The organism is Noviherbaspirillum album, assembly GCF_035916955.1.
Lineage (GTDB): Bacteria > Pseudomonadota > Gammaproteobacteria > Burkholderiales > Burkholderiaceae_D > Noviherbaspirillum > Noviherbaspirillum album.
Genome location: NZ_JAWIIV010000021.1, coordinates 62,356 through 76,890 on the forward strand (window position 1 = coordinate 62,356; position 14,535 = coordinate 76,890).

At 57.6% G+C, this 14,535-nt stretch carries 16 protein-coding genes; 8 read left to right on the plus strand and 8 right to left on the minus strand.

Annotation, left to right across the window (positions count from 1 at the left end; all coding sequences use genetic code 11):
- Positions 1–224: 224 nt before the first annotated feature.
- The 5 genes from RY831_RS21515 to RY831_RS21535 all read right to left on the minus strand — a co-directional run bounded on the left by RY831_RS21515 (position 225) and on the right by RY831_RS21535 (position 3,010).
- A complete protein-coding gene (locus tag RY831_RS21515; RefSeq protein ID WP_326508430.1) occupies positions 225–473 on the minus strand; it encodes a pentapeptide MXKDX repeat protein in 249 nt (82 codons plus the stop codon).
- A 59-nt stretch (positions 474–532) separates the two neighbouring features.
- Positions 533–1,264, minus strand: a complete 732-nt coding sequence (locus RY831_RS21520) for a molybdopterin-dependent oxidoreductase (protein ID WP_437126309.1) — start codon at positions 1,262–1,264, stop codon at positions 533–535.
- A gap of 55 nt (positions 1,265–1,319) precedes the next feature.
- A complete protein-coding gene (locus RY831_RS21525) occupies positions 1,320–1,898 on the minus strand; it encodes a cytochrome b/b6 domain-containing protein (protein WP_326508432.1) in 579 nt (192 codons plus the stop codon).
- Between the two features lie 8 nt (positions 1,899–1,906).
- On the minus strand, positions 1,907–2,380 hold the full coding sequence (locus RY831_RS21530; RefSeq protein WP_326508433.1) for a nuclear transport factor 2 family protein: 474 nt from the start codon (positions 2,378–2,380) through the stop codon (positions 1,907–1,909).
- A gap of 81 nt (positions 2,381–2,461) precedes the next feature.
- Entirely contained in the window at positions 2,462–3,010 is a 549-nt protein-coding gene (locus RY831_RS21535) for a carboxymuconolactone decarboxylase family protein (protein WP_326508434.1), read from the minus strand.
- Between the two features lie 124 nt (positions 3,011–3,134).
- On the opposite strand from RY831_RS21535, the gene RY831_RS21540 reads away from it, so the two are divergent.
- From RY831_RS21540 to RY831_RS21550, 3 genes are all read left to right on the plus strand, one after another.
- Positions 3,135–4,049, plus strand: coding sequence for a LysR family transcriptional regulator (locus tag RY831_RS21540; RefSeq protein ID WP_326508471.1), 915 nt, complete (start codon positions 3,135–3,137; stop codon positions 4,047–4,049).
- A gap of 1,047 nt (positions 4,050–5,096) precedes the next feature.
- Positions 5,097–5,744, plus strand: a complete 648-nt coding sequence (locus tag RY831_RS21545) for a hypothetical protein (protein WP_326508435.1) — start codon at positions 5,097–5,099, stop codon at positions 5,742–5,744.
- A 96-nt stretch (positions 5,745–5,840) separates the two neighbouring features.
- Positions 5,841–6,017 (plus strand): hypothetical protein, encoded by a 177-nt coding sequence (locus RY831_RS21550; RefSeq protein WP_326508436.1) that lies wholly within the window; start codon positions 5,841–5,843, stop codon positions 6,015–6,017.
- 580 nt (positions 6,018–6,597) lie between these two features.
- Here RY831_RS21550 and RY831_RS21555 read toward each other — a convergent pair.
- Together RY831_RS21555 and RY831_RS21560 are read right to left on the minus strand one after the other, a co-directional pair.
- Positions 6,598–6,984, minus strand: a complete 387-nt coding sequence (locus RY831_RS21555; protein ID WP_326508437.1) for a hypothetical protein — start codon at positions 6,982–6,984, stop codon at positions 6,598–6,600.
- A complete protein-coding gene (locus RY831_RS21560) occupies positions 6,969–7,211 on the minus strand; it encodes a hypothetical protein (RefSeq protein ID WP_326508438.1) in 243 nt (80 codons plus the stop codon). The genes RY831_RS21555 and RY831_RS21560 overlap by 16 nt, the downstream gene beginning before the upstream one ends.
- A 649-nt stretch (positions 7,212–7,860) precedes the next feature.
- Between RY831_RS21560 and RY831_RS21565 the strand changes: the two genes are divergently transcribed.
- From RY831_RS21565 to RY831_RS21585, 5 genes are all read left to right on the plus strand, one after another.
- Complete coding sequence (locus RY831_RS21565; protein WP_326508439.1) at positions 7,861–8,109, plus strand: DUF3297 family protein; 249 nt, start codon at positions 7,861–7,863, stop codon at positions 8,107–8,109.
- 936 nt (positions 8,110–9,045) lie between these two features.
- Positions 9,046–9,525 (plus strand): DUF2383 domain-containing protein, encoded by a 480-nt coding sequence (locus RY831_RS21570; protein WP_326508440.1) that lies wholly within the window; start codon positions 9,046–9,048, stop codon positions 9,523–9,525.
- A gap of 284 nt (positions 9,526–9,809) precedes the next feature.
- Positions 9,810–11,798, plus strand: coding sequence for a BCCT family transporter (locus RY831_RS21575; RefSeq protein WP_326508441.1), 1,989 nt, complete (start codon positions 9,810–9,812; stop codon positions 11,796–11,798).
- A gap of 16 nt (positions 11,799–11,814) precedes the next feature.
- Positions 11,815–12,330: a hypothetical protein gene (locus tag RY831_RS21580; RefSeq protein WP_326508442.1), complete on the plus strand. Its 516-nt coding sequence runs from the start codon at positions 11,815–11,817 to the stop codon at positions 12,328–12,330.
- Positions 12,331–12,332: 2 nt separating this feature from the next.
- Entirely contained in the window at positions 12,333–12,557 is a 225-nt protein-coding gene (locus RY831_RS21585) for a hypothetical protein (protein ID WP_326508443.1), read from the plus strand.
- A gap of 260 nt (positions 12,558–12,817) precedes the next feature.
- Here RY831_RS21585 and RY831_RS21590 read toward each other — a convergent pair whose 3' ends face one another.
- Positions 12,818–14,260 carry an amidase family protein gene (locus tag RY831_RS21590; protein WP_326508444.1) on the minus strand — a complete coding sequence of 481 codons (1,443 nt, stop codon included), beginning with the start codon at positions 14,258–14,260 and terminating at the stop codon, positions 12,818–12,820.
- Positions 14,261–14,535 lie beyond the last annotated feature (275 nt).

Below are 14,535 nucleotides of genomic sequence, written 5' to 3' on the forward strand. Positions count from 1 at the left end.
TCCTGTTCACTCGTCCCGCAGCTCCAGGCATTGCTGTTTGCATTTTCTTTGGACATGCTTGACTTCGAATATGCAATCTAGCCATACAGGACTTGCTCGCGTGTTGCTTACAGTGCCTATGCCCCACGCTGCTTCACCGGCGGCTTGCGAGCAGCTCGGAGGTGCCTGTAATCTCGCATCGGTCACCCGCCGCATTGGCCCTGAGTGACCGATGTTTTTCAAGATTACTTCTTCATATCATTCTTTGCCATGCCGTCATGGGCCATGGCGTCTTTCTTCATGCCATCCTTTGCCATAGGATCCTTCTTCATACCGTCCTTGGCCATGCCGTCGTGCTTCGCGCTATCCTTGGACATGGCATCCTGCTTCATACCGTCTTTCGACATCACATCTTTTTTCATTGCATCCTGCGCCATGGCGGCGGCGGACAGCGACAGGCAGACGGACAGGACGGTTGCGGTGATTTTCTTCATGGTGCTTCTCCTTAAAGTGAACAAGTAAATCAAACGAAGGGTTGAAACTTCAGGGCAGGTTAACTGCCACCGAACCAGTTGTAACCCCGGTCTTCCCAATAGCCTCCGAGGTAAGTGTTGGTGACGAAAATGGCATGGACATGCTTGGGATTTTTGTAGCCCAGTTTGGTGGGTATGCGCAGTTTCATGGGAAATCCGTAGCGCGGCGGCAGCTCCCGGTCATCATAGGTAAGAGCCATGAGCGTCTGCGGGTGCAGCGCGCTTGCCATGTCGATGCTGGTGTAATAGTCATCAGCGCATAGAAAGCCGATATATTTGGCCGAAAGATCGGCGCCGATGCGGCGCAGAAAAGAGGCAAACGGCACGCCCCCCCATTTGCCGATGGCGCTCCAGCCTTCTACGCAGATATGGCGCGTGACCTGGGTTTCCTGCGGCAGTTGGCGCAGTTGCTCCAGCCGCCAGGGTGCCCGGTCGGCAATCAGGCCGCTCAGCTCCAGTCGCCAGTCGTCGCCATTGATCTGGCGTACCTCATCCTCGCCATAGTAGGCGTTGAAGGGAAACGGACGCGTGATCATGGAATCGGGATAGATCGGCGCCAGCCTGGTCGGGTCGAACAGCATGCCTTGCACGCGGTCGTTCCACCTGGATATCTGTGTTAGCGCCGCTTCAATGCTTCGTTCGCTATTGGGCGTGCATCCGGTCAGCAGCGTCATTCCGCCCAGCGTGAGCGTGCGCTGCAAAAAGGCGCGTCGTGAAGGCTGGACAATATTGCGCATCGCGTCCCGGAGCATTTGCTCGCCTTCGGGGTTGGGCTGGATGATTTTTGTTCTAAACATGCTGCTTTCCTTAGCGACCGCGGAACATCGCCCGCAAAGTGCGTGGCACCAGCGCCGCCATCACGATATGCACTGCCACGAACCCGACCAGCGCCGTCATGCCGACGAAATGGATCCGTCGTGCGGTTTCATACCCTCCCATTAGCTCGCGTAGAACGGGGAACTGCACCGATTTCCATAACACCAGGCCGGAAAGGAAGATCAGTACGGTATCTGCAATGACGAAGAGATAGGCCGCACGTTGCACCGCGTTGTAATGAGCCGGGTCGCTATGCGCCAGCTTGCCCCTGAATGCCTGCAGCATGTCGCGCCACACATGGCCCAACGGCAGCGGGTAGAAGCGGCGACGCAAGCGGCCGGTGGCCAGATTGGCGGTAAGGTAAATCAATCCGTTTGTTCCCAGCAGCCACATGGCGGCGAAATGCCATTGCAAGGCGCCTCCCAGCCATCCTCCCAGCGTTACTTCAGGCGGGAAGGTGATGTCGAAAAACGGCGATGCGTTATAGATGCGCCAGCCGCTGGCCGTCAGTATCGCTACGGCCAGTGCGTTGCTCCAATGGGTAATGCGAAGCCAGAGCGGATGAATCATGGGAGGCATCACAGTCCCAGCTCACTCAGTGACGGATGATCGTCCGGACGACGGCCAAGAGACCAGTGGAACAGACGATCGGATGCCAGGAGTGCCAGGTCGTTGATGCTTGCGTATCGCCGCCGCATCAAACCGCTGTGGTCGAACTCCCAGTTCTCGTTGCCATAGCTGCGAAACCAGCGTCCATCGTCGTCGTGCCAATCATAGGCAAAACGCACAGCGATCCTGTTACCCGTAAAGGCCCATAGTTCCTTGATCAGACGATATTCGTGTTCACGCGACCATTTCCAGGCGAGAAATTGGCAAATTTCATCGCGGCCGCTCAGGAAGACATCGCGATTTCGCCATTGACTGTCGGGCGTGTACGCAAGCGCCACACGTTCCGGATCACGGCTGTTCCACGCATCTTCGGCAAGTCGAACCTTCTGCGCAGCACTTTCAGCAGTAACGAAGGGCGGCAGCGGTGGACGTGAAGTTTCCATACTCCATCTCCTGTGTTGGTTATCCTCATGAGTTCCTGCCGTGCTGCAAGGCACAACGCAGCAGGACAGCGGTTAGATGAATCAGAGATCGCCCGACTTCACGACCGGGAAGTCGATGTCCGTATCAGCAACGACGTTGATGTAGTTGGTCCAGACGTTGAGCGCGACATGCTGCACGATTTCGATGACCTGGGCGTCGTCGTAGCCGGCGGCACGAACGTCGCGCACGTCGCTTTCCGCTACATGGCCGCGTTCACGCGCAACCTTTGCCGCAAAGCGTACGGCTGCGTCGGCTTGCGGCTCGTTCGAGCGGCCACTGCGGTTTGCGATCATTTCCTGCTCATCGAGCTTGGCGAGGTTCTTGCCGAGATAAGTGTGCGCGGACAGGCAGTAGTCGCAGCCGTTGACCTGTGCTACCGCAAGTGCAATGCGCTCGCGGGTCGCTGCTGGCAGCGTGCCCTTCGTCAGCGCACCGGACAAGCCGAGATAGCCTTCCAGGGCGGCCGGGCTGTTAGAAACCAAGCGAAACAGGTTGGGAACAACGCCAAGTTGCTTGTTGACGGCCTCCAGCAACGGTTGTGCGGTGACGGGAGCAGCAGCGATGTTGGCAGGCGTAGGGATTCGGGCCATGGTGATTTTTTCCTTGAGAGTTGAGAAAGAGGTGTCGTTGTTGACAGTCACGACTGTACGCCCTTCCATTTCTCAAGATAATCCTGCAATATTGGAAATCATCTTTCCAAAATATGAAAACAATATGGACCGACTTGATTCCATGTCCGTCTTGTGCGCCGTAGTTGATGCGGGCAGTTTCTCGGCTGCGGCACGCCGGCTAGAGATGCCTCTGGCGACCGTAAGTCGCAAGGTGAACGAACTCGAGACCTACCTGAAAACACGCCTGATCAATCGCACGACGCGGCAGCTGTCCTTGACGGAAGCAGGCCAGTCCTATGTGGCCGCATGCCGACGCGTCCTCGAAGACATCGGCGAAGCGGAACGCGCCGCCACCGGCGAGTACGCCTCACCCAAGGGTGACTTGGTAGTCACGACGCCCGTCGTTTTCGGGCGCTTGTATGTGGTGCCGCTCATATCGGAATTTCTCTCGCTTTATCCCGAAATCAACATCCGCTTGACGCTGGCCGATCGTGTGGTGCATTTGATGGAGGAGCGCGTCGACGTCGCGGTACGGATTGGCGTACTACCTGACAGTGCCCTGATTGCAAGCCGAGTTGGCACGATACGACGCGTCGTTTGCGCGAGCCCAACTTATCTGTCCACCCATGGCATCCCCAGGCACCCCAACGACGTGATGCAGCACCAATGCATCACGTTCGAAGGGCTCTCGTCGGCGGTCTCCTGGACATTCAGCTCAGGACAGTCACCAATAGCTGTACCCGTTCGCACACGACTGGTCGTCAACACGGCCGAAGCGGCAATTGCAGCGGCAATATGCGGGCTTGGCTTGGCCAATGTTCTGTCTTATCAGGTTGCCGAAGCGGTGCGAAGCGGAACGCTTGAAATCGTACTTGAGGAATTCGAACTGGAAACTTGGCCAATCAGCCTCGTACACGCTGGTCAGGCGCCCCTGCCTTTGAAACTCCGGGCCTTCTTGGATTTCATCACTCCACGCCTACGGTCTCGCATGCTCCAAGAACCTGTAGGCGACGTTTGATTAACTACCAATCAGGCTAAGCAATTCGCATTTGCCAGAGCACGCCGGAATGATGCCGGGCGGGTGAGGTAATGCAGTTAATACGACCAGGTCGTTAAACTTGGAAAGAATCAACGTCGTAGAATGAGCGGCCGCTTGCGGGAGTTCGTGGAGACCGCTTAGGGTCGATAGCGCCAATCCAAGTCTTGGAAGCCAATGTCCAAAAGGTGGACTATAGCTGCCGATGGCGTGCAACTAAGCTAGTGCCTCGGCCATTAGAGCGCTTCGGTTTGACCTGCCTGACGATCCCGGCTGCTTTGCCAGCGACACTGCGTTGTGTGGGGACGCCGAGTCCTCCTTGCCATGGCCCGGGGGCGCCGAGCCCGCCATGTCGCGTCACTACGCCTTGTTTCGCCGGCAAACCACCTCGGCCTCGCCTAGGCCGGTCAAACCGAAAGCGCTCTAGNGCCCGGGGGCGCCGAGCCCGCCATGTCGCGTCACTACGCCTTGTTTCGCCGGCAAACCACCTCGGCCTCGCCTAGGCCGGTCAAACCGAAAGCGCTCTAGCGGACATTCAAGATTTAATTCTCCGCAGATGCCAGACACAGTTATTGTCATTGATCCCGTTTGGGGGCAGTTCGGCCGTACAGCCGGATAAGCGGCGCACCGGTTATTCCATGCATCACTACCGACGCACAGGCGATCAAGCTGACCACATGCCAGATCAAGGGCTCGCTTAGTTTGTGCTCCATCATCGCCGCGTATTACAGCGCCGCCACGGCAACTGGCCCGAACCAGCCCATAAGGAGGGCATCGGCCATCGAATGCACTCCTGGCAGCAGTGGCCGCAGCAGGAGCATCGTCATCGGTCGGCGCAGCAGCAATACTGCTGCAGCGAGCGCCACGCCGCTCCGGCCCAACTCCTGCCAACCAGCCCACGGAACCGCCGCGCCCAGCAATACGAAATTAGAACCTTGCGGGGTGCGGAGTAGTCGAAATACGCATGATGCCGGCGCAAAGGTCTCGCAAAAACACATTATTCCGACGACCAATATCCGAGAGGTTCTCATGCAGCAGAGGAACGATCATTACAGTAGTGAGGCCGGCATGTTGGGCACAATGTTCAAGGGTGCCATGGCGGGCGCAGTCGGTGTGTGGGCCATGGACCGGCTCGACTGGTTCCTATTCAGAAATGAAGATCCGCAGGCAAGCCACCGAACCGAGCAGGTGCGTCCACAAGGGCTCGATCCCGCACATGTGGCGGCCAAAAAGGCAGCCAGACTTATGGGAACGTCCTTGCAACCAGCACAAACGCACCCGGCCGGGGTAGCTATTCATTACGCTCTAGGGATTGGTCCTGCAACTGTGTACGCAGCCATGCGCGAGCGCCTTCCGGTGACTGCGCAAGGGCAGGACTTCCTGTATGGGATGGGCTTGGGTTTAGGCTTATTCCTAATACAAGATGAAGGCTTGAATCAGCTAATGGGGTTGTCAGGCAAGCAGAAAGATTATCCTTGGCAAGCGCATGCGCGAGGCTTGGCTGCACATTTAGTGCTGGGGTTGACGATAAACATGGCGCTGAACGTGATGCGGGCACCCCGTTCCGTGCCGCAGCAACTGCACCCATTCGATGAGCGCTTTATCGAGAAAGTTAGTGAGCACATATCGGTTATATCCGACCGCGATCGTGCATATCCCAGCGCCAGCACGCATTGATCGGCGCGACAGTATGCCCTGAACAGCAAGCATACGTTTGTATCACCATGAATAAGCGAGCGTACTGTCTATCGCAAGGGTATGGGACCCGCGGTCATGATCATGCATGAAGTGCCAGGTGTCTCGGCAGAGGTTATTCGCTTTGATAGTGATGTGCTGTTTGAGACGCTACGAAGGGAGCTCGGTGATGGTTTTGAGGCAATCGAGTTGCCTGGCTCAACTGCAGCGCCGCATGCTGAGCCGCCCCATAGCGTACTGACGGTTGGGCTGTGAGACTATGAGGGTGAGCCGACGAAGGCAGCGGCGGATCGGGTAATTGCGTACCTGTCGGAGCGGCTGAAGTATGGATAGTCTTGGCAGCCTCCTCCAGTAGTATGGCTCAGTACAGCATAGTCATTGACTGGCATTGGATGTTGGTATTGAACTGCGAATGATGGCGTTGGGATCAGGTCGTTTGAAAACGCCTTCATAATTTACCGTTCTCCACGAGATGTCTCGCGCCCTTCTTAATTACACGCGAACGGCAGCTTTCAGGAGTGAGCTAATTCCGCCGTAGGTCGAATTGAGCGGTTGACCGCTCGAATTGCGTTTTCCGTTTCCTGGCGTACCCGGCCATTCCCGTTCGCATGTGACCATTTACACGATTTCGCTCATGTGCCGCAGCGCAGAAACATTTCGGGTTAATTGACCGCCTCGCCAATCCAACTCAAGTCGTAGCATCCGTTCCAGATCGAAAATCAACTGGAATGAGTGCTTTGGCGCACGGGATTGATCGCCGTGCATCATGACGAGTCGGCCCAGGATCAGAGTAGGAATAAGCCGGACCGGAAAATGGGTCTTTTCGGCCCTTCGCTCATGGCTTGCTGTCCCGTGATTCGATATCCGCCAGCGATTCGCGTCCGCGTGCCGTCAGTTCGAAACCTTCGCCTGCTGTATGTGGCGCGATCAACCCCTTCTTGCTGAGGAAGGCGGCAACATCGCTCTCCAGCTTCGCGGGTGCAACGGTAGTAACGGCACTGGCCGCCATCGTGCGCAAGCCGTCGATGCAACGCTTGACGAACAATGTCTGCTGTCCCTTCTCAGTCAGCATGAACGCGCCATCTTTCCCGCGCGTGATGTATTTCAGGCCGATCAGTGCCTTCGCATTTCGCGCAACGCAAGCGCTTGGCCGTTCTCCCATGCGCATCTTCCTGATCTGCGCCAGCGCTTCGTATTCGTCCTTCGTCAAACTGTCGTCCATGGGGTTTTCTGCTGCATCCTTGTGTTTGCGGTTACTTTTTGCGCGTGTTGGTCCGGGCTTGTATCGGCTGCCGTGGTTGTTGAGTTGGCTTTGGCTGCTTCAGCGCCGCTGCCGTCCGCTGCCTGTGCGCGAATCACCTGCTTGATCGCTGCTTCCTCGCTCACGTCGTACATCTCGGTAATGAGCATGGTCAATTCATCGATGTAAGCTTCGTAGGTCATTGCCATGGAAGCCTACCCGAGCGACTTCAAGGTAATCATGTCCCGCGTTCATCAGCCGCCAGAAACCGTTCTTCACTTCAGCGACCCAGCCCTTGTCCTGCAACAGTGACAGGTGGTGGCGGATGACCGTGTGGTCCGAGTTCAGGCTCTTCCAAAGGCTTCCCGGGGATTGCTTCCATGAGCAGGAGTTCTCGTTTCATGGTGTTGGGAAGGTCAAAGACAAGCATTTTAGCGGAATTATCAGCATGCGCGGTTGGAGGTAGAGACGCCTGTTCTCCTCGAGGGCGATATCACTTTGCGCCCCTACTGTCTGCGGCGGCTGTGCCCCGCAGAACAGAAGCTTGCCGTAACGAGCATTCTTCCTCTGGCGGCCACAACCGGACAGTCTGACCAATCAACTACGAAAACAGCCTCCCGCAATTGGTTGATGGCAAGGGCGACCTGGCGGCTGCGGTCTCGCTCGACGGTGTCGGTATCAACATCAGCCGTGCAACTGGGCGGGCCTTCGCGGACTTGGTCATCGGGTATTGGGGAATGCTGGATTTCGCAATCCGCCCGTTGCGACGCGGTGGCAGAAAATTGAAAAGCAGTGCAGCAAAGCAGGCGAGTGCTGGAAAATTGTTTTGCGCAAGAGAATGGTAGATAATTCCTACCCATGAACGACATGACACAACTCCCCCCATTTCCTGACCGTCTCTCGGTCGATCCGCGCAGCCCTTACTACGATGAGGCTGTCCTCAAGCACGATGTTGGCATTAGGCTCGATGACAAGGAACGCACCAATGTCGAGGAATATTGCATCAGCGAAGGTTGGATCAAGGTTGCGGCCGGCAAGGCGCGTGACCGCAAGGGCAATCCGATGACGATCAAGCTAAAAGGCAAGGTCGAGCCTTTTTACCGATAGCGGCTTTATGCCTTGCGCAACATAAGAAAGAATGGAAGACACCGCCTGTGAAATGGAAGCAGGCGGTCAATAGTCCGCTATCGCTTTCGGCGAGCGTCTCAGGAACGTGCCCTCCTGAGATCTTAAATTGTCCTCCGCACACAGAACGTCGCAAACCTTCGGAAGAATCGGTTCCGGACACAACTCGTTGCTCGACAACGGCGATTTGGCCGTGACAGCTCAATCGTGTAACGACCCACTGAAAGCCTGCTCAGGTGATAGTCACCAAAGGGAATCACATGAGCATGACAATGGAACGGAGATATAGGGGCAAGGCAGGGAATTCGTTGGGACCCTGCACCAAGTTGCTGAAAACGTTCCGCTTCGGCAACGTTAATCTGCATGCAGTATGGTTGATGCGAGCGCGCAACGTAGCGAAATGTCGAACAGGCTTTAAAAGAAACTGGCTTTAAACCAAGGGCCGATCCGCTTGTCCAATTCCGGAAGTAATGCATATAGTGCTGCGAGATACTTGCTGTGTAGCAGCAAGTACCAGCACAGGTTTTGATATAGCTAATAGAGCCATGTGTGCCCTGCATTTATGGCTGCCAAGTCAGGCATGTACATGACATGCGCATCAAGATAGGAGAGAAAGGATGATCCGTACTCCAGAGCAGAGACGCATTGCGGTCCTCGCCGCTGTGGTTGCCCTTGCTTCCGGGACTGTTCACGCCCAGCGCAGTAGCGAAAATCAACGCTCTGGCGCCGAACCTCCTGCCACAGTACGAAGTGAGCAGCCGGAGAAGGCGAGCCAGAGCAAAACTCCTGAGCGAAAGGAAACGCCGCCGCCGCGGCGCGAATCCAAACAGGCTGATTGCAAGGGGCCGGCTCAGCTGTGCAAGCAAGACTCGGCGCGATAGCGTTGCGAGTCTTGCGCAGGGGCACATGTGATGCGTCTTGTTGATTCAGTGGATTTTTCCAGGAAATGAGATTGAACCTATGTTTATCAGAGACGACGCTGAAGCCGCGTTGAGTGAACTCGCCGAACATTGCGCTGAAGTGGCCGATCATTACGTCAGCAGCGCAGCGCGCATCCGGGATAGCCGACTGGCGGAGATGTTCGAAGGCCTGGCACAGAACCACGTGCAACTAGCGACGGAACTGGCCGATCATCTGCGCGGCATGGGCAGCCTTCCTCGGGCGCCGGATCCGGACAGGGAGACCGCTCTGGAATTCCTGAGTGCCATCAAGGAAACATTGTCAGGCAATACCATTTCGAGCGTTCTTGACGATCAGATCCAAAGGGAAAAACGTCTGGCTGAGGAGGCCGAAGCAGCGCTCGACAATTCCTTGCCTGAACCGGCGCGCGCTTCGGTGATGAAAGTGGCTCAGGCTGCGCGCTCGGCTCAGCATTCGCTTGCCGCCGTGCACGCGTAAGCGGAAATCACGAGGCAGCGCAAAATTTCTGCGGGACGCAAGTAGTATCGACTTGGACAGGTAGCGATTCCATTCTTCCAGCCGGATGGAAGGTTCGGCTGGAAATCCGCTAACGCCGTTCCGCCTCGATTCTCGCTCCATCGTGTCGCCAACAAGAGCTGGACACGCACCATTCGTGTTGCCGGCGAGCGACATGGTGTCTTGTCAAAACTCGCACGTTCGGTCCATGTCCAATGTCCGGACTAGTCCTGAAACGCGACAGGCCGTGGAGAAAAACTGAATCGATGACTGAACCCGTGCTAAAAAAAGCCGCTGATGCCGGACCTCGCCGGAGGCTGCAGGTCAATCCGCCTGTGTTTTTCGTCTCGGCCACGCTCATTCTTGCATTTGTGCTGTTTGGCGCGCTTTACCCCAGGCATGCCGGACGCCTGTTTGCTACGCTCCAGGCCGGAATCACGCGGGATTTTGGCTGGTTCTACATTCTGGCCGGCGCCGCTTTCCTGATCTTCGTGATCTTTCTGATGCTGAGCCGCTACGGCGACGTCAAGCTCGGGCCGGACGAGAGCGAACCCGAATACAGCTATATCTCTTGGTTTGCCATGCTGTTCAGCGCCGGCATGGGGATCGGCCTTCTCTTCTTCGGAGTTGCCGAGCCGATTCAGCACTATTCCCAACCGCCGACGGGCGAGGGCCGCACAATCGATGCCGCGCGCCAGGCCATGGTGCTCACCTTCTTTCACTGGGGCCTCCACGCCTGGGCCATCTACATCGTTATCGGACTGGCGCTGGCCTATTTCGCATTCCGCCGTGGCCTGCCGCTCACGCTTCGCTCGGCCCTGTTCCCACTGATCGGAAACAGAATCCATGGCCCGGTCGGCCACGCTATCGATATCTTCGCGGTGTTAGGCACGATGTTCGGCGTCGCAACCTCGCTGGGCTTCGGTGTGCTGCAGGTCAATGCCGGCTTCAACTATCTGTTCGGGCTGCCGGTCAGCGCGCCGATCCAGCTTCTTCTGATCGCCGTGATCACCGGGATGGCCACTTTGTCGGCCGGCATCGGCCTCGACAAGGGCGTGAAGCGGTTGTCGGAGCTCAACATCATCCTGGCGATTGCACTGCTTGCCTTCGTACTGGCGACGGGATCGACCGTCTTCCTGCTGCAGGCGTTCCTCCAGAACATCGGTGCCTATCTGGGGGCGGTCGTTCAGCGCACGTTCCGGATGTACGCCTATGAACCGAACGCCTGGCTGGGAAAATGGACGCTGTTCTACTGGGGCTGGTGGATCTCCTGGTCACCCTTCGTCGGCATGTTCATCGCACGCATATCGCGCGGGCGCACTATCCGTGAATTCGTTACCGGCGTGCTGCTGGTGCCGGTGCTCTTCACTTTTCTGTGGATGACCGTGTTCGGCAATACGGCCATTGCACTCGACTTGCGAGGCACCGCGCCGATTGTCGAGATGGTATCCGACAACCTTCCGGTGGCGCTGTTTGAAGTCCTGGAGCAACTGCCTTTTTCCGCGCTGGCATCCGGCATTGCCACGCTGCTCGTCATCACCTTCTTCGTGACCTCGGCGGATTCCGGAGCATTGGTGATCGACATGATCACCTCGGGTGCGGCGCCGAATCCGCCGGTGTGGCAGCGCATCTTCTGGGCAATCTGTGCCGGTGTCGTGGCGGCTGTGCTGCTCGTGGCCGGCGGATTGCAGGCGCTCCAGACGGCCGCGCTTGTCAGCGCGCTGCCGTTTGCCGTGATGATGCTGTTCATCTGTTACGGACTGCTGCGCGCCTTGCAGACGGAAACGGCGAGTTCGACGATCGACCTCTCGATTGCTGCAGACGCTCCTCCGGTTTCGGCTCGCATGAGCTGGCAGCAGCGGCTGGCCAGCATCACGCATTTCCACGACAGGCATGAAATCGCGGCATTCCTCACCGGCACCGCTCAGCCTGCGCTGGAGGCAGTGGCCGTGCAGATGCAGGAAAGCGGCCTCACACCGATGTCCACGCAGGATGAGGATCATCTCGATCTAAGCGTGCCGCACGGTGATTACGGCTTGTTCCGATACACGATCCGTGCACGGAGCTTCCGCGCGCCAAGTTTTGCCTGGGCCGAGACAGACGCGGATGCCGCGGAAGGCCGGCACTATCGCGCGATCGCCTACAGCTCCGAAGGAGATCAGCCGCACGACGTGACAGGTTACAGCCGCGACCAGCTGATCAACGATCTTCTTAACCGCTACGCACGATTCCGCCATGCGCGGCGGCTTGCCTGAACAAGAGGAAATGGCCATGCCCCTGATTACGCAACTGCACCTCGATCACGCCCAAACCCTGTTTCTCAGCGAACGCTCTCGCCGTGAAGGAATACGCGGAAGCCTCAGCACGCCGGTGGCGGCAATTTCCTTCGCGGTCTTTGCATTCAGCAGCCTCTCGGTCGAGGTCGATCCGAACCGCTGGCGCCAGCTGCCGACGCTGCTCATCCTGCTGCTCGGGGCCGCTTCGGCAATCGCGCTGCTCGCCTCGGCCTGGCAGGTGCTGATGGCGGAATGGCTGTTCGTCTATCACGAGCCGCCCCGCCTTGTCGATTTGATAGATGATGCGGCGGAAAGGGGAGACGAGGAGAGTCGGGAGGCACACGTCCGGGCTATTCTTGCCGCCAGCTATGCGGTCGCGTATGAGCAGTATCTGAAGGGTAACGCGATCAGTGCGCGCCGCAGGACCTGGGCTTTGCGACTCATTCTGCTGTCGCTTCTTCTCCAGGCACTGGCGTTTGTCGTCCTGCCCTTTCACCGGGCGGGATGGTGACGATGCGTATTCTGGACAATTTTCTGACGAGGCGGCGCGATCAGCCGCGCTTCTCCTCTCTGGCCCCTCACGTCCGGCAACGGCTGACGCTGGCGTGCCGTGAGCTGAGCGATGCAGAGCAGTCACTTGCCGGGCGCCTGGGCCTGCCGCGGCCGCCCCGGCTTTTGATGGTGGATGAGGAAGAAGCTGTGATACTTACCCCGAGCGACCGCGCCGATATGGTATGACCGTCGATCACCAGGGCCAGTACCGCCCAGGGATCTCGGCCAATCCATACCCGACACAGATCCATCCCCTACCGTTCATTCGGCGCTCCAGCCACCGATGGCAAGGCTCGCATTCTTCTTCCATCGTCATGCTCATGTGATTCCTTTCGCAATTATCAACTGAGCAGCGTTTCAATGGGCATTGCAAATTTATCAGTAAGAGTTGTCGTGGAAATGCGCGCCAGTCCGGTGCCAGGCAACCGTCTGAATGCGCAATCGCATCATCCCATGCTCGGAATGATGCGTTGCCCGATGACGCTTTCTACCGCCATCGCGATCCGTAAAAGCCGCTGATCAGCGCCCGGTTCAGCGAACAAGGTAATTCCAAACGGCGTGCCGGAAAGATCGTGCCCTGCAGGTATTGCGATCACAGGGGCTCCCGCCTTCCCCGTGCATTTGGCAGCGACAGTCATCGGTACCATAAGGACGTCCGCGCCTCCAGCCGCGAGCGCCCCGGATATTCCACCCAAAGTGCTTAGAGCGACATCGCGGCGCCGGTCATTGATGTACTGAAGCGAGTCGATGCCTGCTGCGGCATTTGCGGCTTCCATCAAGCTTTGCCCGTAAGGAATCGCCTCCGGATACGTGTTATTCCAGTCGATCAATTCCTGCAGGCTGCTGAACCCGCAAGGACGAAGGGACCCAAGCAAGTCGTTCAGGCTGGCCTTGAATTCCGTCCGGAATACGGACGAGCGAACCTCGTGAAGTTGTTCGGCGCTTGGGAAATCACATGGATCAACGATCGTTGCGCCGGCACCCGCCAACGCTGTGAGCACACGCTCCAGAGCGGGGCCGCGTTCGGAATTTAATACCAAGTCCGCCGCAAAGCGTCGCGGTACACCAATCCTTATCCCGCGCAGCGTGCCTGCCGCTTCGTTGTCTTCGGCAATGGGGAAAAAACCGAGGGTTGCGGTGTCGCGCATATCTGCGCCGCTAATCGTTTGCAGCACCAGCGCGGCATCGTCAACGCAGACCGTCAATGCGCCCGGGCTATCCTGGCTTGGAACAAGCGGGACAATACCATGGCGGCTAACGCGCCCGACCGTTGGCTTGAACCCTACTATTGAGGAAAACACAGCTGGTGTCTGCACTGAATTCTGGGTTTCCGTACCAATCGCGAATGCGCAGAACCTTGCAGCCACCGCAGCGGCCGAGCCGACGCTTGAGCCTTGCCCGCGGTCATAGCGCATTCCATGGGGATTACGCACCACACCTCCGGCGCCGCTGTATTCGGCTGGCATGACGTCGGAGACAAAGTCGGCAAATTCCGTCATGTTGGTTTTTCCCAGCAAAACCGCGCCGGCGTCGAGCAGCTTGCCGATCAATGTGGCTTGGTAAGAGGGCACGAATTCCGCCAGTGCCTTCGACCCGGCCGCAGCAGTCGCACCATCGGCCGTAAAAATATTGTCCTTCACAAGGAAAGGCACGCCGTGCAACGCTCCCCGGCTCCTGCCCGTAGAGATCTCGTGGTCAGCCGCTTCGGCCAGCTGTAGCGCAATAGGCGATATGGTGCGCACCGCATTGATGCCGTTCGCACCTTCATCGAACTGCTTGATACGGTTTAGATAGAAACGCGTTGCCTGCACGGAGGTAAGCTTGCCCGCGGCAATGGCCGTGCCGATTGCACGGGCCGATTCAGTAAGGAGAAATGTTGAGATGTCCATAGAGTCGCACCAGGTTCGTTCGAGGGTGATACGGGGTGACCGAATTAAAAACCTATTAATTGGATGAGTTGGCCGTTCGGCTCCAAAAGCATTCATTTAAATGTTTGCACAGATAAGCGGGGCGAGATACGCAGGAAATGGCGGGCAAGTTTGAAGTCACCTTAAATTGCGAGGGGCGTTCCATCCATGTCGGCATCTTGAAGCTGATCTTGAAGCTGATCTTGAAGCTGGATAGAAACGATGCCTCAAGACGGACGCTCCACGTCTGCTGCTCT

Coding starts and splice junctions, on each gene's coding strand:
- RY831_RS21590 (WP_326508444.1), bottom strand. CDS start 14,260: ATGGACATCTCAACATTTCTCCTTACTGAATCGGCCCGTGCAATCGGC.
- RY831_RS21545 (WP_326508435.1), top strand. CDS start 5,097: ATGCAGCAGAGGAACGATCATTACAGTAGTGAGGCCGGCATGTTGGGC.
- RY831_RS21515 (WP_326508430.1), bottom strand. CDS start 473: ATGAAGAAAATCACCGCAACCGTCCTGTCCGTCTGCCTGTCGCTGTCC.
- RY831_RS21530 (WP_326508433.1), bottom strand. CDS start 2,380: ATGGAAACTTCACGTCCACCGCTGCCGCCCTTCGTTACTGCTGAAAGT.
- RY831_RS21585 (WP_326508443.1), top strand. CDS start 12,333: ATGCGTATTCTGGACAATTTTCTGACGAGGCGGCGCGATCAGCCGCGC.
- RY831_RS21565 (WP_326508439.1), top strand. CDS start 7,861: ATGAACGACATGACACAACTCCCCCCATTTCCTGACCGTCTCTCGGTC.
- RY831_RS21560 (WP_326508438.1), bottom strand. CDS start 7,211: ATGGCAATGACCTACGAAGCTTACATCGATGAATTGACCATGCTCATT.
- RY831_RS21520 (WP_437126309.1), bottom strand. CDS start 1,264: ATGCTCCGGGACGCGATGCGCAATATTGTCCAGCCTTCACGACGCGCC.
- RY831_RS21550 (WP_326508436.1), top strand. CDS start 5,841: ATGATCATGCATGAAGTGCCAGGTGTCTCGGCAGAGGTTATTCGCTTT.
- RY831_RS21535 (WP_326508434.1), bottom strand. CDS start 3,010: ATGGCCCGAATCCCTACGCCTGCCAACATCGCTGCTGCTCCCGTCACC.
- RY831_RS21580 (WP_326508442.1), top strand. CDS start 11,815: ATGCCCCTGATTACGCAACTGCACCTCGATCACGCCCAAACCCTGTTT.
- RY831_RS21540 (WP_326508471.1), top strand. CDS start 3,135: ATGGACCGACTTGATTCCATGTCCGTCTTGTGCGCCGTAGTTGATGCG.
- RY831_RS21575 (WP_326508441.1), top strand. CDS start 9,810: ATGACTGAACCCGTGCTAAAAAAAGCCGCTGATGCCGGACCTCGCCGG.
- RY831_RS21555 (WP_326508437.1), bottom strand. CDS start 6,984: ATGGACGACAGTTTGACGAAGGACGAATACGAAGCGCTGGCGCAGATC.
- RY831_RS21525 (WP_326508432.1), bottom strand. CDS start 1,898: ATGATTCATCCGCTCTGGCTTCGCATTACCCATTGGAGCAACGCACTG.